The following is a 20,348-nucleotide window of genomic DNA, read 5'->3' as shown; positions in this document are numbered from 1 at the left end:
ACAGTCCGAGAGAATTTGAACCATGGCAACCACCGCTGAAGGTTTCGACATTCACACCGATGATCACGCACATGATGCGGATCATAAGCCAGGCTTTTTCAAGCGTTGGTTTATGTCGACCAACCACAAGGATATCGGCACGCTCTATTTGATCTTTGCGATTATCGCAGGGATCGTGGGCGGCGCCATTTCTGGCGTTATGCGGATGGAGCTGGCTGCGCCAGGCATCCAGTATCTTGGCGATGCCGTGGCATTCATGGGCGGTGAGCCATCCGAGAATGCGAACCTTCATATGTGGAACGTGTTCATCACCGCCCACGGTCTGATCATGGTCTTCTTCATGGTCATGCCAGCGATGATCGGTGGCTTCGGTAACTGGTTCGTGCCGCTGATGATCGGCGCGCCGGATATGGCGTTTCCGCGGATGAATAACATCTCGTTCTGGCTGACGGTTGCTGGCTTTCTCAGCCTCGTCTTCTCGCTGTTTGTGCCGGGTGGAACCGGGCAGGGCGCAGGCGTCGGCTGGACTGTCTATGCGCCGCTCTCGACGACCGGCTCTCAAGGGCCAGCGGTCGATTTCGCGATCTTCTCTTTGCACTTGGCGGGCGCAGGCTCGATCCTTGGTGCGACAAACTTCATCACTACCATTTTCAATATGCGCGCGCCGGGTATGACCCTGCACAAAATGCCGCTGTTCGTTTGGTCGGTGCTGGTCACGGCATTCCTGCTGTTGCTCGCGCTCCCAGTGCTGGCTGCGGCGATCACGATGCTGCTGACTGATCGTAACTTTGGTACGACGTTCTTTGATCCAGCGGGTGGCGGGGACCCTGTTCTCTATCAGCACCTGTTCTGGTTCTTCGGTCACCCAGAGGTTTACATCATGATCCTGCCGGGCTTCGGCATGATCTCTCAGATCGTTGCAACCTTCAGCCGCAAGCCTGTGTTTGGCTACCTCGGCATGGCCTATGCCATGGTCGCAATCGGCGTTGTCGGCTTCATTGTGTGGGCGCACCACATGTACACGGTCGGACTCGACGTAAACACGAAGATGTACTTCACCGCGGCCACCATGGTGATCGCAGTGCCGACCGGCGTGAAGATCTTCAGCTGGATCGCCACGATGTGGGGCGGTAGCCTGGAGTTCAAATCACCAATGGTTTGGGCAATGGGCTTTATCTTCCTCTTCACCGTTGGCGGTGTGACCGGCGTTGTGCTCGCCAATGGCGGCATCGATGATAACCTGCACGACACCTACTACGTGGTCGCTCACTTCCACTACGTTCTGTCGATGGGCGCAGTGTTCTCGCTATTCGCGGGCTTCTACTACTGGTTCCCGAAGATGAGCGGCCGGATGCATTCCGAACTGCTTTCGCACCTGCACTTCTGGGGCTTCTTCATTGGTGTGAACGTGATCTTCTTCCCGCAGCACTTCTTGGGGATGCAGGGCATGCCGCGCCGCTATCCTGACTATGTGGAAGCCTACACCTACTGGAACGAAGTCTCGACCTTGGGGTACGCCATCATGGCGGCGTCTATGCTGCTGTTCTTCGCGAACCTCGTCTACGCTTTCACTGCAGGCAAGAAGGTTGGCAACAACCCATGGGGCGAAGGTGCAACGACGCTCGAATGGACGTTGTCTAGCCCGCCGCCATTCCACCAGTTTGAAACGCTGCCAGTGATTGAGGATCATCACGATTATCACGATCACATGCCGCGCGAAGACAAGCCGGCGACGGCTTAAGGCTGGCTATTTGACGGCGCGCAGTTCTTTGGGCGCGCCGCTGGAAAGACAAAGGAAACGGGAAGGGGCGCGCCATGACGGTGCGCTTCTTTCAAAATTAAGAGAGCCGCGAACAGCGATCTGTTTTTGATATGAGTGCAAGCGCAAACAGTTCTGTGGGTACAGGTGTCGACGAGGCTGCGGTCATGCCCGCTGCTGCGCGCCCTATGCCGACTGATTGGCGCGACTTCTTTGCGCTTACCAAACCGCGCGTGCTCACTCTGGTTATCTTCACGGGTATCTGCGGGCTTCTTGCCGCGCCGGGAACGATCCACCCTGTTCTTGGCTTCACTGCTATCCTCGCGATTGCGATGGGGGCTGGCGGTTCTGCTGCGATCAACCACTGGTGGGAAGCGGACATTGATGCCGGGATGAAGCGTACGGCCAATCGTCCTCTGCCCAGCGGGCGGATGCGGCGTGATGATGCGCGCGATTTTGGCATTTTCCTGTCACTTGTCGCGATTGGCTTAATGGGCGTTGCCATTGGCTGGCTGGCGGCGGCAATCCTTACCGTGGCGGTCGTCTATTACGCGGTGATTTACACCATGTGGCTGAAGCCGCGCACTCCGCAAAATATCGTTATTGGCGGCGGTGCTGGCGCGTTCCCACCTATGATTGGCTGGGTTGCGGTAACCGGTGAGATCACCATGATGCCGGTGCTGCTGTTCGCGATCATCTTCTTTTGGACGCCGCCGCACTTCTGGGCGCTCGCGCTGTTCATGAAGTCGGACTATGCCAAGGTTGGCATTCCGATGTTGCCCGTGGTTGCTGGCGAGCAGGCTACTCGTCGTCAGATCCTGATCTACACCATCGTGCTGACCCCAATCGTGATTGCGCCTTGGCTGATCGGCGGGACGGACGCGATTTACGGTGTCACCTCGGTTGTGCTTTCCGCGATCTTCTTCGCCTATGCCTGGAAGGTGGGTACGCGCACCAAGGACGAAGATGATGACATGGTGCCAGAAAAGCGCCTGTTTAAATTCAGCATCCTCTATCTCTTCGTGCTGTTCGGCGCGTTGGTGGCGGACCGTGTTGCGGCCGCGCAAGGCTTTGCCGGTTTGGGGTGGTTCGCATGACCCCTGATGAAGAAGCCGAAACCAAACGCCGCCAGAAGGCCCGCAATTGGGTTGTCGGCGGCACTCTGCTGTTTTTCGTTGTTCTGTTTTACGCGATTACGATCGCTCGTATTGGAGGACAGGCTGGATGAGTGCAGCCGCAAACCCATCGGTTGAACGCGAGAATATTCGCGTTGGTATCTTTGCCTTCGCAGGCGCGCTGGCCATGCTCGGTCTCGGCTATGCGGCGGTCCCACTGTATGATCTGTTTTGCCGGGTGACTGGTTTTGGCGGCACAACGCAAGTTGCCACCTTCGCTGAGGCTGACAAAGCCGCAGCGCTGGCCAGCACTCGGACCATGTCGATCCGCTTTGATGGCTCGACAGCGCGCGACGTCCCATGGGAATTCCGCCCGTCACAGGCGACCGATGAGGTTCAAATCGGCGTGCGCGATATGGCGACCTATGTGGCCAAGAACAACAGCCGCGTGCCGATCACTGGCATGGCGACATTTAACGTGGAGCCTTCGCAGGCGGGCAAGTACTTTCATAAGATTCAGTGCTTCTGCTTCACCCAGCAAACTTTGCAGCCGGGTGAGGAAGTGCACATGCCTGTGCTCTATTACGTCGATCCAGCGATGTTCGAAGACGAGTTTATGGCCGATGTTGAGCAGATCACCTTGAGCTACACTTTCCACCGCGCAAGCGAGCCCGTAAAAACGGCGGCGAGCGGTTCACTAGACCAAGCGAGCGAAGACTCGTAAACGTACAAACCTAGCATTTTAAGACGGGATTTTTCCATGGCTGGCAACGTCAACCACGACTATCACATTCTGGAACCGGATATTTGGCCACTGATTGGCTCTATGTCGGCGCTCGCATTCACCTCGGGAATGATCCTGTGGCTCAACCCTGATGTGTTCGGAAATTCAGGCTGGGTCGTTATGGGCCTCGGCCTAGCCGGTTTGCTCGCGACGTTCTTCATGTGGTTCAAGAATGTCGTTTCCGAAGCGGAGCGCGGCGATCACACACCCGTGGTTCAACTGCACATGCGCTACGGAATGATCCTGTTCATCGCCTCTGAGGTGATGTTCTTTGTCGGTTGGTTCTGGAGCTTCTTTGACTTTGCTCTGTTCCCAGAGCCGCTCGTAGTCACCGCGGCAGGCACTGCGGAGCAAATTACCGAAAACCTTTTCCTCACTGATAATACAGCGACAGGTAGCGCGCTCGTGCCAGAGGGCATGGAAGTGCTCGATGCGTTCTCGCTGCCGCTGCTGAATACGCTGATCCTGTTGTGCTCTGGCACCACGGTTACCTGGGCGCACCACTCGCTGATCCACGGTGATCGCGAAGGTCTGAAGCATGGCCTTTGGGCGACTATCGCGCTCGGCGTGCTGTTCAGCGGAATTCAGGCTTATGAGTACAGCATCGCTCCGTTCAACTTCGGCCAGAACACGTATAGCTCCGCCTTTTACATGGCGACCGGCTTTCACGGGTTCCACGTTCTGATTGGTACGATTTTCCTCGGGGTATGCCTCTATCGGACATACATCGGCCACTTCACCTCGCGCCAGCACTTCGGTTTTGAAGCGGCGGCTTGGTATTGGCATTTTGTCGATGTCGTGTGGCTGTTCCTGTTCATCGCCGTTTACATCTGGGGCGGTTGGGGCGCACCGGTCCACTGATGCAATCGGGCAAAAAACTGCCGAATGAAAAGGGGCAGCACGGCACACCAGTTACTTGGCGCCGGGCTGCCCTTTTCGGTTTGTGCCCAAGGTGCCGTGAGCGGACATTGTTCGAAACGCCTGCGCAATTCGCGATGCGATGCACATCATGCGATTTGCCTTTCGCTGAGCTAGAGCGCGGCGGGCGTATAGCTGGGTTCATTACCATGGTGATCGCGGTGGTCTTGATCCTCATTGCAGTTGGGGTCGAGAGCGTCTTTCGCCCACCTCTGCTGCTGCAGTTCGCCGTGTGGGCGCCGCTCACCGTGATTGTTGTGATCGGCACATTGCGAGCGCTTAAAGTGCTGCCCGCAATGGAAGCCTATGAAGAGCGCTATGACGCAGATGGTGCGCGAAAGGATGCGGAAACATGAGGCTTCGTGACCTTCCCATCATCCCCACGGTTCTCGTGCTCGCTGCGGCGGCGACCATGGTCGCGCTGGGCTTCTGGCAATTGGGCCGAATGGACGAGAAGGCTGATCTGATCGCGCGTTACGAGGCGGCGCTTACGACGAGTGATTCGGTTGCGTTTCCCAGGAATCCTGAGGGCGTGGAAGACGGCGCCTATGACCCAGACACATTGTTCCGTGTTGCGGCCTTCGACTGTGCGGAAGTGACCGAGGCCACGTCGATTTCGGGTAAAAGCGAGCGCGGGCAAAGTGGCTATGCTCATATCGCGACATGCCAAACAGGTTTTGGCCCGACGGAGGTGAAGCTTGGATATTCGCGCAATCCCAATACGCCGGAATGGGGCGGCGGCGCAGTCACTGGGCGGATTGCGCCCGGTGGCCGGTTTGGCGCTAGGCTGCAATTGGATGAGCCGGTTGCTGGCTTAGAGCCGCTCGCCAAGCCTGATCCAAAGGACTTGCCCAACAATCATCTCGCCTATGCGGGGCAGTGGTTCTTCTTCGCTTTGACCGCTCTGGTGATCTATTGGTTTGCGCTTAAGAGCCGCGTTAGAAGGCGCGACTAGCGATAGAGATCGCTGCTGATGTCGATACGATGTTCGAGCCACGATTTCATCGATAGCAGCATGATCGTCCACCCTTCGCAATTGGTGTATGAGCCGCGCAGACCGCTAGGCGTTTCGGGCCAGCCCTCTTCTATGATTTCTAACAAGGTTCGGCCGTCGTCGGTCGCCTTAAACAGCATGGTGACGGTGGTCATATAGTCGGCAACGATCATTTCGGTCCCGATCTTGCCGTCCTTCCCCTCATAGCCGTTCCATTCGAAGACGATCTTTTCGTTGGGTATCAGTTCTACGACTTTAACCGGGAATTCGCCTGGCTCTTCGGCAAAACTCCAAAGAACTGTCGCGCCTTCCTCCAGCCTACCCTTTGCACCGCCCGTGGTGAAGAATTCGGTCAAGCTGGCTGGATCAACTATTGCCTCGAACACCTCGTCGATGGGTTTGGCAATTCGGCCAGCGACCCGAAAGTTGATCTCCATCACGAATCTCTCCTTGAATGAACACATATTATGTTATAAAAATATAACATGTCAATAGATCTGAACCCAGTCTTCAAAGCGCTCGCCAATCCAATCCGAAGAGAGATTTGTGATGAGCTAAAGCTGCGGCCACTCACTACCAAGCAGCTTTGCGAGTGCTTCCCTGCGCTCAATCGCTGCACAGTGATGCAGCATTTGCGGGTTCTTGAAGGTGCGGGACTGCTCGTATCTGTCCGCAAGGGGAGAGAACGCTTCAACTATCTCAATGCGGTGCCAATCCAATCTATTCACGAACGATGGATCGGTCCGCACGCAGCTCGCGCTGCTTCGATGTTATCGGCGATGAAAACGGAGCTTGAGCATTCAAAGGAAGTCGAGGCGTGAAGTAAGGGAAGCTTTCTTGCCTCTGCTAGCTGACGCCGCTAACCGCGTCAGCACCATGCAATATGTATCGACCAGAGGCAGCGCACCCGCGCTCGATTTCGAAGGCGTCACTTTGGCGGGGCTCGCCAAGGATGGCGGACTGTATCTGCCAACCGAATGGCCGCGTTTCAGCGAAGCTGAAATCGCCGAAATGGCTGGGCTGTCCTATCCAGAGCTCGCCACCCGCGTGATGATGCCGTTCGTCGGTGACAGCCTGAATGAAGAGGAGCTGCGCAGCTTGTGCGAGCAGGCCTATGGTCGGTTTGCCCATGACGCGGTGACGCCGCTGGTCCAGCTGAATCAGAGGCAATGGCTGCTCGAATTGTTCCACGGACCCACGCTGGCATTCAAAGATGTCGCGCTGCAATTGCTGGGCCTGCTGTTTGAGACCTTCCTTGGCCGCTCGGGTAAACGCTTGACTATCGTTGGCGCGACCAGCGGTGATACAGGATCGGCCGCGATTGACGCGGTTGCCGGGCGCGAGGGCGTGGAGATTTTCATGCTCCACCCAAAGGGTCGGGTCAGCGAAGTGCAGCGCCGCCAGATGACGACAGTGCGCGCTCCCAATGTTCACAATATCGCGATTGAGGGCAGCTTTGATGATGCTCAGGCGATGGTGAAGCGCATGTTCGTGGACGAGGCGCTGACCAGCCGGATGCAGATCGGCGCGGTCAACTCGATAAACTGGGCGCGGCTGATGGCTCAGGTGGTGTATTATTTCGCCGCCGGGCTTCAGCTAGGCGCGCCGCGGCGGGCCGCCGCTTACAGTGTGCCGACCGGCAATTTCGGCGATGTGTTCGCAGGCTATGTGGCGCACAAGATGGGTCTGCCGATCAAGCAACTGATTGTTGCGACCAATGTGAATGATATTCTCCACCGCGCGCTGACAAGCGGGGATTACTCAGCGGGTACGGTTACTCCAACCGCCACCCCGTCGATGGATATTCAGGTGAGCTCCAATTTTGAGCGCTTGCTGTTTGATTGCGGCGGGCGCGATGGCGCGGCCTTGGCGGAGCAAATGCGCGGGTTTGAAGGCGCGCGTTCGATGCAACTAACCAATGCTCAGCGAGAGGGCGCAAGCGGGCTATTCGTGAGCGCACGCACCGATGGCGACGAGATGGCGCAGGCTCTGCGCTGGGCGCATGAGCGCGCTGGGCAAGTGCTGGATCCGCATACAGCGATTGGACTGCATGCTGCGCGCATAAGCGATCTTGATCCGTCGGTTCCGATCGTCACCCTGGCGACTGCCCATCCGGCGAAGTTCAGCGATGCGGTGGAGCGGGCCACGGGAATGCGTCCTGCGCTGCCCGCGCGCGTCGGCGACCTGTTCTCCCGCGAGGAACATTATACCGAGCTGCCCGGTGATTATGAGGCGGTGCGCGATTTCGTTTCAGAGACTGCTGCGACCGACTGATGGCGCAGCTGGCCCGTGATCCGCTGGTGATGGAATGCGCCGGGTGGGACGCTTACCGCCTGCTCGACAGTGGGGATGGGCGCAAGTTTGAGGCGTTCGGCCCGCATTCCTTCATACGGCCAGAACCGCAGGCCATGTGGCGCCCGCGGATGAGCGAATGGGATGCCGACGGCGAATTTGTGCCTGGCTCGGACGAGGATGGCGGCGGCCGCTGGAGTTTCGCCCGCGAAGTGCCCGAGGATGGCTGGGAGCTTGGTTGGAGTGAAGCGCGCTTTACCGCTCGCCCGACCCCGTTTCGCCATTTGCAGTTCTTCCCCGACATGGCCCCAGTGTGGGAATGGATGCGCGGCATGCTGGGCGACCAGACAGAGGCGGCGACGCTCAATCTGTTTGGCTACACCGGGGTGGGTAGCCTCGCTCTGAGCCAGCACGGCCGGGTGACGCATGTTGATGCGTCCAAGAAATCGGTTGCTCAGGCACGCGAGAACGCCGCGCTTTCTGGCATGGAAGAGCGGCCAATTCGCTGGCTGGTGGATGATGCGGCGAAATTTGCCGCGCGTGAGGTTCGACGTGAGAAGCGTTATGACGGGATCATTCTCGACCCACCCAAGTTCGGACGCGGTCCAAAAAGTGAAACCTGGCGTCTGGAAGAGAACCTCCCCGGCCTGATCACGGACTGTGCAAAGCTGCTCGATAACGACAGCCGCTTCCTCTTCCTGACCGTCTATGCCGTCAGGATGAGCAGCCTTGCAATTGCAGGCCTGCTCGAAGAGGCAACGCGCGATCTGCCCGGCACTATCGAATATGGTGATTTGGCCGTGCGGGAAGAGGGCGATAATCCACGCCTTCTGCCCACCGCAATTTTTGCCCGGTGGCGGAATGATGGCTAAGTCGCGCGGTGATATGAACGATCTCGCTGATCCTGGAAGTCGCCGATCTGGAGACAGATGTCCTCACCGGAATCTATTCCGAAGAGACCGGCAAGCCGCAGCCGCTGCGCATTACTATCAATGCACGCTATGATGTCGCCGATCATTACGATGCCGACACGCCGCTTGAGGCGAGCAAGAACTATATGGATTTGAAGCATGCGGCAGGGGAAGGCCTGCCCGCTGGCGTGCATTTCAAACTGATTGAGGCGGTTGCCGATCATATCTGCGAGACCTTGTTTGTGCAGGACGTGCGTGTGCAGGCCGTCACGGTGAAGATCGTGAAGCTCGCCATTGCAGAGGCGAATGAGAAAATCGGTATCACCTTGCACCGCGAACGCGCCGCTTGGGAAAGCCGCAAGGCATGAGCGATGCGGGTATTCAGGCGGTTCAGCACATCGCAGAACTGCCTGATAGCGCTTTGGATGCGAGCGCTTATGTCCTGAATGAGCAGTTGGATGCTGTGCGCGCAGTTTTGAGCGAAGATGGCATCAGTGCGCTGGCAATTGTCTTGCCCGGTGCAGGCCCGGAGCATTCCGATTGGCGGTTGGCATTTGCGCGGGACTTGGCCCGCGAATTTGCGCCACAGCGAGTGAACGTGGTTGCGCGCGGCAACGAGGCGGCAACGCAGGCCTTGCTCGTCTATTTAGAGGGTGCACCTGGCGTAACGGGGCACTATCTTCAGGCGCATGACTGAGATTTCCGCTTCGAATCGCGCGCGGGCTCGCGATGTATTGGCGCTGGGTTCGTCTGCGCCACTGGTCGATGCATTCCAACGGCGGATCACCTATCTACGCCTGTCTGTGACAGATCGCTGCGATTTGCGCTGTTCCTATTGCATGCCAGAGCAGATGAAATTCCTGCCGCGCCGCGAAGTGCTGACGTTGGAAGAACTCTATCAGCTAAGCACAGGTTTTATCGAACGCGGCGTGACGAAGCTGAGGATTACCGGCGGTGAGCCATTGGTGCGCCGTGATATCATCGACCTGTTCAGCGCGCTTGGAAAGCGGATCGGCAGAGGTTTAGAAGAGCTAACCCTGACGACCAACGCGACGCAGCTTGGGCGTCATGCAGAAGGACTGGCGAAAGCCGGGGTCAAAAGGGTCAATGTCTCGCTCGACACATTGGACCGGGCGTGTTTTGCTGAGCTGACCCGGCGCGATGCCTTGCCGCAGGTGCTGGAGGGAATTGCTGCTGCCAAAGAAGCGGGGCTGAAGGTAAAGTTGAACGCGGTGGCGCTGAAAGGCATCAATGAGGGCGAGCTGGCTGATCTCATCGCCAGGGCGCATGGTGAGGGCCATGATGTGACCTTGATCGAAGTGATGCCGCTGGGTGATGTCGAAGAAGACCGGATCGATCGTTATCTGCCGCTCACTGAGGTCCGAGCAGAGCTGGAGCGGCGCTGGACATTGGCCGATAACAGCCATTCCACAGGCGGTCCGGCGCGCTATGTCGATATAGCGGAAACGGGCGGAAGACTGGGCCTGATCACCCCGCTGACCAACAATTTCTGCGCTGGATGCAACCGCTTGCGTGTGACCGCCACGGGCCAGCTTTACCCCTGCCTTGGTGGCGGCGAACGGGTCGATTTGCGCGCGGCGCTGCGGTCAGATGACCCGGCATCAAATCTGGAGCGTGCGCTGAGCGAGGCGATGGCGATCAAGCCGGAAAAGCATCACTTTCGGATTGATACGCGCGGGGCAGAGCCGCATCTGGCCCGCCATATGTCGATGACCGGAGGCTGAGCATGACGGTGCGAATTGTGTTCCTGGGGCCTTTGCGTGATCTCGCAGGCGCAGACAGCCGCGAAGTGCCTTCCCCGCTCGATTGGGCAGGTCTGCTTGATGCGGTCGGGCCGGAGGTCGCCGAGCAATTGAATGAGCAGCGCGTCAATGTTGCCTGCGCGGGAAAGGTGCTGGGCGACAAAACTGCGCTGAATGCGCAAGACGGCGATGAGGTTGCGCTGCTGCCGCCCGTTTCTGGCGGGTAGGGCGCGGTGAAAGACATTCGTCTCCTCAACTCACCATTCATTCCCGGTGCTCTGATCGGACCATTCACCAATGCTCACCCGGGTCTCGGCGGTGTTTGCACTTTTGTCGGTGAAGTGCGCGGCGAGGCCGATGTCGAACTGCTGGAGCTGTCGCATTACGAGCCGCTGACATTACCAAGCATGGAGGAATTGGCCGAACAGGCCATCGTGCGCTTCGGTCTGATGGGCATGCTGATGGTGCACCGGGTCGGCCCGATGCGTCCGGGTGAACCGATCGTATGTGTCTCCGCCGCTGCAAAGCACCGGCGCGGTGCGATTGATGCGGTTGATTTTGCGATGGACCATTTGAAGAGTGCCGCCTGGTTTTGGAAGCGCGAGAAGCGAAACGGCGAATGGCATTGGATTGAGCCGCGCGCGGATGATTACGCAGATCTCGCGCGCTGGTCCGACTGATTTCTTCGTAAAAAATTTCGCGGTTTGATCCAGATCAAAGTCGCGAGGAGGCTATCGGGATAATTCCCTTCTCAAGGAAGGAGAATACCCATGAGCAAACATATTCAAGAACAAATCGAGGCTGGCAACGCGGCCATTGTTGAGGGACCCGAGCAGGAGCGGGCGCAAGTCCGCCACCAAGTTGAGGTTGATCGCAGCTTCGAGCTGCCCGTCAGTCTGCATATTGCGACCGTCGCCTGTTACTTGGCCTTTATCGCAATCACTTTCGCTGCATTCAGCACACCGGGACTGGTCATCCCGATGGTCATCTTCACCGTCTTTATCTTCGGTATGTTCGGCGTGCCTGCGATTTGGACGCGGCTCTCGCCGGATAACCCCTCCAAACCAATGGATATGGGCAAGTTTGCCCGCGAAGGGATCATGACCAATACAGGCCGTCTCGCCCCGCGCGACGCCGCCATTCAAGTTCTAATTCTGCCGGTTCTCATCGTGCTTTGGGGCCTCGCGGCGGTGACCATAGCTGCGCTGGTATTTTAACCAACCTTCCTTGCGGAGAGGGCCTGCAGGTGCGCGGGGTCGACCAGTTCGATCCCGCGTTTGCCTGTGCGCCGGATCGCTCCGGCCTTTTCCAACTCGCTGAATTTGCGGCTGACGGTTTCAATGGTCAGGCCTAGCATATTGGCGATTTCCCCGCGAGTTAGCGGCAGATCGAAATGGTCCGCCGGATGGCAAGGGGATTGGCTGGCCGCCTGCGCAAAATCATGCAGCAGACAGGCAAGTCTTGCCTCTGCGCTGGCATGAGCGGTTAGCTCAAGCAGGCTGCGGGTAGAATGTAGGTCTTCCTGTGATCTGCGCAGCAAAGCTTTGGCCAGAGCCGGATATTCATCAATTGCGCGATTGATATCGAGCTTTGCAAAGGTGCACAGCTTGCTCTCGGTCAAGGCAACCACATCGTGATGGGCAAAGGGGGAAAACAGTTCTCCGACAAAGCCCGATGGATGGACCAGCGCGAGGATTTGCTCATTGCCGTCCATATCAACGGCGGACACCTTGAGTGCGCCAGAGACGAGCGTTGCGCAGGCAACATCCTCATCACCGGCGGCGAACAGCATTTCTCCACGTTTGAGCACCCGCGTGCGGCCCGCGGTGGCCAGAGCATCACGTTCCTCTTCGCTTAAGACAGAGCAGGCTGCGCTATCCCTGACCGGGCAGGATGCGCAGGCCAGTTTCATTGCGGGATAAGCGTGCTGAGCTCGCCCAGAATTCTGTCCTGAGCATCTACCTGCGCCGCTATGCGCCCACGCAGCTCGGCGATTTCCTGGTTCACGGTAAATTCGCTCGAGGTCTGGGCGTAGATCAGGTCAATGTCCGCTAGCGCAATGGCCGACGTGCTACGTTTGGCGGTGAGATCAGCCAAGGCGACTTGAGCCGCTGACCATTGGTTGCTCGATTGCGAAGCATCTCTTGCCGCCCTCACAGAACTCTCAGCGGAAGGCAAAGCGGATTGAAACGCTGCGTATGCCGCATCGGCCCGCGCTTCGATCGCGGGCAGACCCGCCATAATGGCAGGGTCCGCCACTGGCACAGGCTCTACGCTGGGGGCTGGTTCAAAACTGCCAGCGAATCGCTCCGCATCACGCACCGCGAGCGAGGGATATTTGTCCCCGCTGCCCGCGCAAGCGGACAAAGTCGCAGCAAACACTGCGGCGATCCCAAATAGTTGAGCGCGTTCTTTCACCTTGGCAACTCTCGTCATTTTTGCGTCATATCCCAGCATTGCGCGGGTTTTACCACGCATTTGGGTTTGTGCCAGCGCCAGTCCGGCAAAAAACAAGTCTGTCATTACCGGTTCTTGCGTTGACTTGGCGGCATCGATCCCTTAACGGCGTGCCTCTTTCCAGCGCTGCAAAATTGCGGCGCGGTATTTTGCGTCTTGTCTGTGTGTGTATTCGCATGGGTTAAGACACAGCTTTAGATCGAGAGTAACAAGCCATGTTCGCAGTAGTGCGCACGGGCGGCAAGCAATATCGGGTTGCCGCCGGAGACAAGATTGCCGTTGAGAAGCTCGCTGGTGAAGCTCGGCGACACCGTTACGCTGGGCGATGTCCTTCTAGCGGGTGAAGGCGAGACAATCGCTGACGCGTCGAAGGTCACCGTTTCAGCGGAGATCATCGCACAAGCCAAGAGTGAGAAGGTCGTCGTTTTCAAAAAGCGTCGCCGTCACAACTATCGCCGCAAGGCGGGCCATCGTCAGCAAATGACGCTGCTGCGCATCACCGATGTGGGTGCGGGCGCTGCGAAGAAGGCACCGGCTAAGAAGGCTGCTGCTCCAAAGGCAGACGCTAAGCCAGCGGCTGAAAAGAAAGCGGCTCCTGCGAAGAAGCCAGCAGCTGAGAAGAAGGCTCCGGCCAAGAAAGCTGCCGCGCCAAAGAAGGCCGCAGCTGACAAAAAGCCAGCCGCGAAAAAAGCTCCTGCGAAAAAGGCACCGGCTAAGAAAGCCGCGCCTAAAGCTGACAAGAAGTAAGGAACACACACCATGGCACATAAAAAAGCAGGTGGTTCATCCCGTAACGGTCGCGACTCAGCGGGTCGCCGCCTTGGCGTGAAAAAGTACGGCGGCCAGGACGTGGTTGGCGGCAACATTATCGTGCGTCAGCGCGGTACGAAGTTCTATCCGGGCACCAATGTCGGCATGGGCAAGGATCACACCCTGTTCGCGACCGAAAATGGCGTTGTGCGATTCCACAAGGGTAAACTTGGCCGCAAATACGTGTCTGTCGACATGCTAGCGGAAGCAGCTGAATAACCGGACGGTTCAAAAACAGGATCGTCCCACGGGGCGGTCCCAGCCGATGACACAATCGGCGATGTAGAGGGAGAAGGGCCACCCCAGTTTGGGGGAGCCATCTCCCTCTTTTCATTTCTCCCTCACAAACACGCAGGATACGAATTCTGCGGCCACGAAACTGTCATGTGCGGCCCATAATGGGGCGGCGCAGGGCAGGACGGATTGAGAGGAGAGACCTCATGTTCCATCGCAGCCAAAGATTGCTGCTGAGACCGATCTGGCCAGAGGATTGGCAAGGTGTCTTTGCCGGCATCGCCGATGAAGGCGTCGTGCGCAATTTGGCGCGCGCTCCCTGGCCCTATCAGGAGAAGGACGCGCGCGAATTTGCGCAGCTTCCGATCAATCCGCTCTATCCGCGTTTCCTGATTACTAGGGCTCGCGATGCAGTGGTTGTCGGGTGCATCGGGATTGACGTTATGGATGCCGGCAAGTCAGGTGAACATGTTGAGCTTGGCTATTGGATTGCACGGCCGTTTTGGGGGCAAGGCATCGCTACCGAAGCAGGACGCGCCATGCTCGAGGTCGCAGCCTCTTTGGGGCATAAGTCGCTGGTTGCCTCACACTTTCTCGACAATCCAGCTTCTGGCGCTGTTTTGCGCAAGATAGGCTTTCAGCCCACTGGCCAAGTGTCGACCCGGCATTCGTGCGGACGCGGAGAAGCAGCAAAGGTGGCGGAATATGCGTTGGAGCTGGACGAAGAGCCATCGATGATTAGCGAGGCGGCTTAGGTCATAAGCCGCGCACTCAAGGCCCTGCAATCGAGGGTTATTGGCGATACTGAGCAAACAAAACCCCGGCACGGCACCCATTACAGGTGCCGGGGTTTTTGTATCCGATAGGCTTGACGCTAAAGAGCTCTAGCTATTCGCTGAGCAATCCTATTCGGCGGGCATAACCGCATCAGCGTACGGGCTTTCCCATTTCTGGATCAGCTCGCGGTCATCGTGATCCCACGGGTGGAAGCTGGGTTTCAAAATTGCCGCCCATTCGATGAACATCCGCCGCATCATGCCGGGCTTCCACCACAGGAATGCATAGAGTTTCCATTTGGCTTGCCGCCTGGTGTATCCGTCTTGCTCAAGCAGGCCGATCGCGTCGCGAATTCGGTTTCCGAAATACTTTTTGGTGATCAGAGCAGCGATCAGAGCGCGGGTCTTATACCGTTTCCAGGCGCTCCAGTCCTTCGTAACATGTTCCCAGACATCGTAGACGAGGCCCTTGTGCTCAATCTCTTCGGTCGCATGCCAGCGCCAAACCTCTGCGGCGACCGGATCGGCACCTTCAAGGTATTCTGGATGTTGCAGCAAATGGCGGCTGATGATCGCGGCAAAATGCTCCAGCGCGATGGTGATCGCGAGATTGAATTCCTTTGGTCGTCCAGCGGTCAGCTCGAGCATGGCCTGAATGCCCTGATCGATGCTTTCGACGTTATAGCCGTGGTCTGAAACCAGCCGATTGAAGGCAACGTGTTCACGCGTGTGATTGATTTCCTGCGTTGAAAAGGCCTTCACCTCGCGCGCCAGCTTCTCCGGGATTTCATCACGGAACAGGCGCAGGGTGTCGATAAAGAAGGCCTCGCCGCGCGGCAGACTGGCCGAAACCGAATTGTACCAAGCCGTTGCAACCGGATCGCCGGAATGCCAATGACGCGGAACCATTGCCTTGCGATCAAACCGCTCATTGCGAATGATCAGCTCATGCTCTGCTGGCGTGGCGCTGGCGCGGGCAATGCCAGCGTCCTTAGCGGGCTTGTCGATCGGCTCCGCGCGCTCTAGGTCAATTTTTGAATGTTCGGTCATAATTTAAGAAACTATTAGGGCTTTCCCTTAATGACAAGTCGCAAGCGCTTAACGCCTGAAGAGTCGCGAAGTTCCGCCTTAGAAGCGGCACGCGGCTTACTTATTGAAACAGGGCCGCAATCCGTCACTTTGAAGGCGGTTGCCGCACGTATTGGCCGCACCCACGCAAATCTACTGCACCATTTTGGGTCAGCTTCTGGTCTACAAAAGGCGTTGGCAGAGCATCTTGCACGCACCGTTTGTGAGACAATTATCGAGGCAGTGCGTGCGAGTCGCGCAGGACTCGGCTCCGCACGTGAGGTCGTGGATCTGGCCTTTGATGCATTTGACCGCGAAGGCGCAGGCGCGCTCACGAGCTGGATGCTGCTGACGGGCAATGAGGACGCGCTGCATCCCATTATTGAGACAATTCATGAACTTGTTGATGAAATCGCGCCTGAAGAGGCCGATCATCAGAGCAATGATATGCGGGTGCACCGCGATACGCTTAGCCTGGTTTTGCTGGCGCTTGGCGATGCGCTGATCGGCGGGGCATTGGCGAAATCGCTCAGCCTGCCGCGTGATGCCGCGCGGGCGAGGGCGCAGGACATGCTTGAGGCCTCGCTGGCCGAATATCAGTAGGGTTATTCGCTGAGCGCGCCGCGTTGCCAATCGGGCAGGGCATTTGCATCCAAATCCGCCACGCGCAGGTGATCGATGGCGAAACCAAGCTCAGCATGCGCTGTCCGGCGGCGCTTTTCCTGCGACTGATCAAGCGGCACTACAACCAGCCGCCTGTTAACCTTTTGCCGCCAATTCATACGGGCGGTGTTTTCCTGCCCGATGTAGCAACCCTTCTCAAAACTCACCCCGTTTAGCTCGACGGCGTTCGCCTCTAGCCACAGGATGTCGCCCATTTCTGCGCGACCCTCCGGCACGGCGCGGGACAGGCGGTGGGCGAGATAGGCGGCGTCAGCGGGTTCGTGGCTGTCTCCTGCTGGCGCGAGCCAACGCTGGCCAAGCTCAGGAAGGCGCGGATCCGGCATGCCTTGATTGCCCGTAGCGCTCCAGTGCACCGACAGGTTTTCATCGCGCGCAATGTCGATCTTGCGACGCAGGCGGTAGAGGCTGAGGCGTTTGGCAAGTTCATCGGCGGCATCCGCCTCGCAATCGAGTAGCAGCGCGCCGTCTTCACCTGGCCAGACGAAAAAGTCGAACATGGTCTTGCCCTGCGCCGACAGCAAAGCGGCATAGGTGGGCAGATCGCCGCTTACATCGTTCGTCACCAAACCTTGCAGAAACTCGGCGACGTCCTCTCCAGCCTCGGTTGCTGCGAGACGAACAATCGCGCGGTCGTTAAGGCGGGTTGCGGTCATGATGCAGGGACTTTCTCGGCGAGCCGATTGGCAATAGCAGAAGCGATGCGCGGACCCAGCTCAGGCCCTTGCACAGGATAGAGATAGGGTTCGATCATCTCCGCTTCCATAAGCAAGAGTTCGCCGCGTTCGCCGCGCACCATATCAATGCGGGCATAAAGCGGGGGTGAAAAGGGCAGGGCGGCGATGATTTTCTGCGCCTGAGCTGCCTCGTCATCGCTTGGGTTGTGGTCGCTTTCCGTCCCGCCATACAGCGATTGGATACGGTATTCGCCCTCGGCCGCTTTCTTGCACAGAGCGTGGCTCAACTCGCCCTGGATGAAGATGAAGGAAAACTCGCCCTCGCTTTGAATTGTGGGCAGGAATGGCTGCAGCATTGCCTTGTGGCCGAAACGCCAGCTCGCATCGGGCATTTGATCGCAGACGAACATCTCCTGGCCTTCTGCCCCGGCCCCGATCTGCCGTTTTACGACCAGCCTCTCGCAGTCGAAGGCCTCCATTGCCGCCATGACGTCATCCGTGTTCACGTCGTCCAGCCAAATGGTGGGGATGGTCGCCGCGCCTTTGTCTGCGAGCTCGCGCAAATAGGTCTTGCGCGCATTCCAGCGCACGACCTCAGCCGAGTTGCACAGCTGGACGCCGCGTGCCTCGAGTGCATCAAGCTTAGCAATGAACTCCCTTGGCTTATCCTGATAATTCCAACTGGAGCCGAGTAGCGCGAGCGATACGCCGTCGAATTCAGCTAGGTCCGCTTCCCAATCCACAATGCGCATTTCAAGCCCATGATCAGCAAGCGCCTGTGAGATCGCATCGGTCATCAGATCGGATTCGTAGGCGTCACCCCGGCGCTCTCCCCTACCTGGCATAGTGGGCTTGCACGCAAGGAATGCAATTGTGGGTGCGGAACCAGTCATACCGTGCCCCTAGTTGAGCGAAAGCGGGGTGGAAAGAGCCTGAATGCGGCGCTAGGTCACAAAGCCGATATGACCGAACAGACAATCACAATTCGCCGCCCGGATGACTGGCACCTGCATTTTCGCGATGGCGAGATAATGGAGCAGGTTGTGCCTTATACCGCGCGCCAGTTTGGCCGCGCGATTGTGATGCCTAATCTGTCACCGCCGGTCACTGATACGGCGAGCGGTGCGGTATACCGGGATCGGATTTTGGCGGCAGTGCCACAGGGCGTGAACTTCACGCCGCTGATGACCTGCTATCTAACCGATGGGACTGATCCGGCAGACCTAGCACGCGGGGCGGCAGAGGGCGTGTTCACCGCCGCGAAGCTCTATCCCGCCAATGCCACGACCAATTCCGCCCACGGGGTCAGCGATGTGGCGAAGATCTATCCCGTGCTGGAGGCGATGGAAGCATCGGATGTTGTCCTGTGTGTCCATGGCGAGGTGACCGAAAGCCATATCGACGTGTTCGACCGCGAGGCGGAATTCATCGAACGCCACATGCGCAGCATCGTGCGCGACTTTCCCAAACTACGCGTTGTGTTTGAGCATATCACCACGTCCGATGCGGTGAATTTCGTATTGGGCGAGGGTGATCAGGTCGCCGCGACCATCACGCCGCAGCACCTCCATATCAATCGCAACGCGATGCTTGTTGGCGGGATGCAGCCGCACAATTATTGCCTGCCGGTGGCAAAGCGCGAGGCGCATCGTCTGGCTCTGCGCAAAGCCGCTACCTCAGGTTCGCCGAAGTTCTTCCTGGGCACCGACAGCGCGCCGCATTTGCGCAGCGCAAAAGAAAGTTCCTGTGGTTGTGCTTAGGCATTTTCAACGCACCATTCGCGCTGGAGAGCTATCTGGCCGTGTTTGAGGAAGAGGGCGCGCTGGAGCATTTCGAGGCCTTCGCCTCGCTCAATGGCCCGCGCTTTTACAAGCTGCCCGTCAACGATGAGTCCATGACTTTGCGGCGTGAGCCGATCATGGTTCCAGACTCGATCGAAATGGCGGGTGAGGAAATCGTACCCTTCCACGCGGGCGAGACGCTGAATTGGCGGATCGCTGAGTAGGGCGGGCTAAGCGGCCTTCGGAGCAGCGGCGCGGCGCGTGCGGGCGATCAGATCGCCAACAAAGATCGCGATGGCAATCCAGATCAGAATGAAACTGCCCAATTGGACCAGTTGCAGTTCCTGCTCGAACACGGTCAGCCCGAGGATGAAGACAATCGTCGGCGCGAGATATTGGATAAACCCAAGCGTTGAATAGGCCATTCGCCGCGCAGCAATTGCAAACAGCAACAGCGGCACCGCAGTCACCACGCCTCCGGCCATGATAGCGAGGCTGAGACCCAAGTCTTGTCCAAAGGCAGACCCCGCCGGACTGCCAGCATACCACATAACGATGGCTGAGGCTGGCACCAGCAAGATCGCAGATTCGATGGTGAGGCCGGGCAGGGATGTGACCGCCACCTGTTTGCGGACCATGCCGTAAAAGGCGAAGCTCATCGCCAGGCTCAGGCTGATCCACAGCGTCGTGATGGCACCGGCCAGCAGCAAGGCGACTGCACTCGCTGCAATCGCCACCGCGAGCCATTGCCACCGGGTCAGGCGCTCACCCAAAAAGAGAGTGCCTAGCAGCACATTGATCAGCGGATTGAGATAATAACCGAGGCTGGCGGCATACACCTGCCCCTCCTGAATGGCCCAGATATAAACCAGCCAATTGATCGCGATCAGCGCTGCGCTCAAGAACAGCATGCCCACGGCCTTTGCGCTGCTGAGCGCGGCCTTGATGGCGGGAAACTGGCCGCGAACTCCAACAATGATCAGGCACAGCGGTACAGTCCAAATGATCCGCCAACCGACAAATTCAAACGCCGGAACGCTGGCGACCAGCATCAGATACAGCGGCAGGAACCCCCACATCAGATAGGCACCGAGTGCAGCGGGCAGACCAGACGGCGCCGGGTTTGGATCTGGGGCGTTCATAACTGGTTCGCCCCTAGTCCGGGTGCCGTTGCCGCGCAAGCAAAGCGGATCGGATAAGTGTTTGCATCATTTTACAACGCGCTGCGCAAAAACCTGCCAGAGTACTTGTGTTGTTGCAGATCATTCAGGTTTCATACCCTATAGATGAACAAGCAAACATGGGGCATGTGAGGTGCAGCGCGGTAT

General features: G+C 58.1%; 26 protein-coding genes and 2 pseudogenes. 21 read left to right on the top strand and 7 right to left on the bottom strand.

Annotated features, from left to right (window positions below; translation table 11 throughout):
- Positions 1-22: 22 nt before the first annotated feature.
- The 7 genes from ctaD to AC0V6Z_RS15325 all read left to right on the top strand — a co-directional run bounded on the left by ctaD (position 23) and on the right by AC0V6Z_RS15325 (position 5,531).
- Positions 23-1,741, top strand: a complete 1,719-nt coding sequence (gene ctaD / locus AC0V6Z_RS15355; protein WP_472639266.1) for a cytochrome c oxidase subunit I — start codon at positions 23-25, stop codon at positions 1,739-1,741.
- A 185-nt stretch (positions 1,742-1,926) separates the two neighbouring features.
- Complete coding sequence (locus tag AC0V6Z_RS15350; protein WP_472640936.1) at positions 1,927-2,856, top strand: heme o synthase; 930 nt, start codon at positions 1,927-1,929, stop codon at positions 2,854-2,856.
- Positions 2,853-2,987: a hypothetical protein gene (locus AC0V6Z_RS15345; RefSeq protein ID WP_472639265.1), complete on the top strand. Its 135-nt coding sequence runs from the start codon at positions 2,853-2,855 to the stop codon at positions 2,985-2,987. The genes AC0V6Z_RS15350 and AC0V6Z_RS15345 overlap by 4 nt, the downstream gene beginning before the upstream one ends.
- Positions 2,984-3,598, top strand: a complete 615-nt coding sequence (locus tag AC0V6Z_RS15340; protein WP_472639264.1) for a cytochrome c oxidase assembly protein — start codon at positions 2,984-2,986, stop codon at positions 3,596-3,598. The genes AC0V6Z_RS15345 and AC0V6Z_RS15340 overlap by 4 nt, the downstream gene beginning before the upstream one ends.
- A gap of 36 nt (positions 3,599-3,634) precedes the next feature.
- A complete protein-coding gene (locus AC0V6Z_RS15335) occupies positions 3,635-4,519 on the top strand; it encodes a cytochrome c oxidase subunit 3 (RefSeq protein ID WP_472639263.1) in 885 nt (294 codons plus the stop codon).
- Positions 4,519-4,932: a DUF983 domain-containing protein gene (locus AC0V6Z_RS15330; protein WP_472639262.1), complete on the top strand. Its 414-nt coding sequence runs from the start codon at positions 4,519-4,521 to the stop codon at positions 4,930-4,932. Before AC0V6Z_RS15335 ends, AC0V6Z_RS15330 begins: the two co-directional genes overlap by 1 nt.
- A complete protein-coding gene (locus tag AC0V6Z_RS15325; protein WP_472639261.1) occupies positions 4,929-5,531 on the top strand; it encodes an SURF1 family protein in 603 nt (200 codons plus the stop codon). The genes AC0V6Z_RS15330 and AC0V6Z_RS15325 overlap by 4 nt, the downstream gene beginning before the upstream one ends.
- Here AC0V6Z_RS15325 and AC0V6Z_RS15320 read toward each other — a convergent pair.
- Entirely contained in the window at positions 5,528-6,007 is a 480-nt protein-coding gene (locus tag AC0V6Z_RS15320; RefSeq protein ID WP_472640935.1) for an SRPBCC domain-containing protein, read from the bottom strand. The two genes, AC0V6Z_RS15325 and AC0V6Z_RS15320, sit on opposite strands and share 4 nt — an antisense overlap.
- Positions 6,008-6,055: 48 nt before the next feature.
- Here AC0V6Z_RS15320 and AC0V6Z_RS15315 point away from each other — a divergent pair, with 48 nt between their 5' ends.
- The 9 genes from AC0V6Z_RS15315 (at position 6,056) to AC0V6Z_RS15275 (ending at position 11,753) form a co-directional block, all read left to right on the top strand.
- Entirely contained in the window at positions 6,056-6,391 is a 336-nt protein-coding gene (locus AC0V6Z_RS15315) for an ArsR/SmtB family transcription factor (RefSeq protein ID WP_472639260.1), read from the top strand.
- Between the two features lie 55 nt (positions 6,392-6,446).
- A complete protein-coding gene (gene thrC / locus AC0V6Z_RS15310; protein WP_472640934.1) occupies positions 6,447-7,844 on the top strand; it encodes a threonine synthase in 1,398 nt (465 codons plus the stop codon).
- The gene (locus tag AC0V6Z_RS15305) at positions 7,844-8,734 is read left to right on the top strand and encodes an RsmD family RNA methyltransferase (RefSeq protein ID WP_472639259.1); all 891 of its coding nucleotides are present in this window, start codon (positions 7,844-7,846) and stop codon (positions 8,732-8,734) included. Before thrC ends, AC0V6Z_RS15305 begins: the two co-directional genes overlap by 1 nt.
- 20 nt (positions 8,735-8,754) lie before the next feature.
- Positions 8,755-9,141: a dihydroneopterin aldolase gene (locus AC0V6Z_RS15300; RefSeq protein WP_472640933.1), complete on the top strand. Its 387-nt coding sequence runs from the start codon at positions 8,755-8,757 to the stop codon at positions 9,139-9,141.
- Positions 9,138-9,470 carry a Rossmann fold domain-containing protein gene (locus AC0V6Z_RS15295; RefSeq protein ID WP_472639258.1) on the top strand — a complete coding sequence of 111 codons (333 nt, stop codon included), beginning with the start codon at positions 9,138-9,140 and terminating at the stop codon, positions 9,468-9,470. The genes AC0V6Z_RS15300 and AC0V6Z_RS15295 overlap by 4 nt, the downstream gene beginning before the upstream one ends.
- Positions 9,463-10,518 (top strand): GTP 3',8-cyclase MoaA, encoded by a 1,056-nt coding sequence (gene moaA / locus AC0V6Z_RS15290; RefSeq protein WP_472639257.1) that lies wholly within the window; start codon positions 9,463-9,465, stop codon positions 10,516-10,518. Before AC0V6Z_RS15295 ends, moaA begins: the two co-directional genes overlap by 8 nt.
- A 2-nt stretch (positions 10,519-10,520) precedes the next feature.
- On the top strand, positions 10,521-10,763 hold the full coding sequence (locus AC0V6Z_RS15285) for a MoaD/ThiS family protein (RefSeq protein ID WP_472639256.1): 243 nt from the start codon (positions 10,521-10,523) through the stop codon (positions 10,761-10,763).
- A gap of 6 nt (positions 10,764-10,769) precedes the next feature.
- Positions 10,770-11,216 carry a molybdenum cofactor biosynthesis protein MoaE gene (locus AC0V6Z_RS15280; RefSeq protein ID WP_472639255.1) on the top strand — a complete coding sequence of 149 codons (447 nt, stop codon included), beginning with the start codon at positions 10,770-10,772 and terminating at the stop codon, positions 11,214-11,216.
- A gap of 90 nt (positions 11,217-11,306) precedes the next feature.
- Entirely contained in the window at positions 11,307-11,753 is a 447-nt protein-coding gene (locus AC0V6Z_RS15275) for a hypothetical protein (protein WP_472639254.1), read from the top strand.
- On the opposite strand, the gene AC0V6Z_RS15270 is transcribed toward AC0V6Z_RS15275, so the two are convergent.
- The gene (locus tag AC0V6Z_RS15270; RefSeq protein WP_472639253.1) at positions 11,750-12,448 is read right to left on the bottom strand and encodes a Crp/Fnr family transcriptional regulator; all 699 of its coding nucleotides are present in this window, start codon (positions 12,446-12,448) and stop codon (positions 11,750-11,752) included. The genes AC0V6Z_RS15275 and AC0V6Z_RS15270 overlap by 4 nt on opposite strands.
- Positions 12,445-13,059 (bottom strand): hypothetical protein, encoded by a 615-nt coding sequence (locus tag AC0V6Z_RS15265; RefSeq protein ID WP_472639252.1) that lies wholly within the window; start codon positions 13,057-13,059, stop codon positions 12,445-12,447. The genes AC0V6Z_RS15270 and AC0V6Z_RS15265 overlap by 4 nt, the downstream gene beginning before the upstream one ends.
- 149 nt (positions 13,060-13,208) lie before the next feature.
- On the opposite strand from AC0V6Z_RS15265, the pseudogene rplU reads away from it, so the two are divergent.
- The 3 genes and pseudogenes from rplU to AC0V6Z_RS15250 all read left to right on the top strand — a co-directional run bounded on the left by rplU (position 13,209) and on the right by AC0V6Z_RS15250 (position 14,792).
- A pseudogene (rplU, locus tag AC0V6Z_RS15260) lies at positions 13,209-13,740 on the top strand (50S ribosomal protein L21).
- 12 nt (positions 13,741-13,752) lie between these two features.
- Positions 13,753-14,022 carry a 50S ribosomal protein L27 gene (rpmA, locus tag AC0V6Z_RS15255; protein ID WP_472639251.1) on the top strand — a complete coding sequence of 90 codons (270 nt, stop codon included), beginning with the start codon at positions 13,753-13,755 and terminating at the stop codon, positions 14,020-14,022.
- 221 nt (positions 14,023-14,243) lie between these two features.
- Positions 14,244-14,792: a GNAT family N-acetyltransferase gene (locus tag AC0V6Z_RS15250; RefSeq protein WP_472639250.1), complete on the top strand. Its 549-nt coding sequence runs from the start codon at positions 14,244-14,246 to the stop codon at positions 14,790-14,792.
- 150 nt (positions 14,793-14,942) lie between these two features.
- On the opposite strand, the gene AC0V6Z_RS15245 is transcribed toward AC0V6Z_RS15250, so the two are convergent.
- On the bottom strand, positions 14,943-15,863 hold the full coding sequence (locus tag AC0V6Z_RS15245; protein WP_472639249.1) for a metal-dependent hydrolase: 921 nt from the start codon (positions 15,861-15,863) through the stop codon (positions 14,943-14,945).
- A gap of 30 nt (positions 15,864-15,893) precedes the next feature.
- On the opposite strand from AC0V6Z_RS15245, the gene AC0V6Z_RS15240 reads away from it, so the two are divergent.
- The gene (locus AC0V6Z_RS15240; protein ID WP_472639248.1) at positions 15,894-16,484 is read left to right on the top strand and encodes a TetR/AcrR family transcriptional regulator; all 591 of its coding nucleotides are present in this window, start codon (positions 15,894-15,896) and stop codon (positions 16,482-16,484) included.
- 2 nt (positions 16,485-16,486) lie between these two features.
- Here AC0V6Z_RS15240 and ygfZ read toward each other — a convergent pair whose 3' ends face one another.
- Together ygfZ and AC0V6Z_RS15230 are read right to left on the bottom strand one after the other, a co-directional pair.
- Positions 16,487-17,218 (bottom strand): CAF17-like 4Fe-4S cluster assembly/insertion protein YgfZ, encoded by a 732-nt coding sequence (gene ygfZ, locus AC0V6Z_RS15235; protein ID WP_472639247.1) that lies wholly within the window; start codon positions 17,216-17,218, stop codon positions 16,487-16,489.
- Positions 17,215-18,132, bottom strand: coding sequence for an ATP-grasp domain-containing protein (locus AC0V6Z_RS15230; protein WP_472639246.1), 918 nt, complete (start codon positions 18,130-18,132; stop codon positions 17,215-17,217). The genes ygfZ and AC0V6Z_RS15230 overlap by 4 nt, the downstream gene beginning before the upstream one ends.
- 69 nt (positions 18,133-18,201) lie before the next feature.
- Between AC0V6Z_RS15230 and pyrC the strand changes: the two are divergent.
- Positions 18,202-19,244 (top strand): annotated as a pseudogene (gene pyrC, locus AC0V6Z_RS15225) (dihydroorotase).
- A 6-nt stretch (positions 19,245-19,250) separates the two neighbouring features.
- Here pyrC and rarD read toward each other — a convergent pair.
- On the bottom strand, positions 19,251-20,162 hold the full coding sequence (gene rarD, locus AC0V6Z_RS15220) for an EamA family transporter RarD (protein ID WP_472639245.1): 912 nt from the start codon (positions 20,160-20,162) through the stop codon (positions 19,251-19,253).
- Between the last annotated feature and the right edge of the window lie 186 nt (positions 20,163-20,348).

Source organism: Erythrobacter sp. SN6-5 (assembly GCF_057364945.1).
This window is presented reverse-complemented; position numbering and strand designations above follow the sequence as displayed.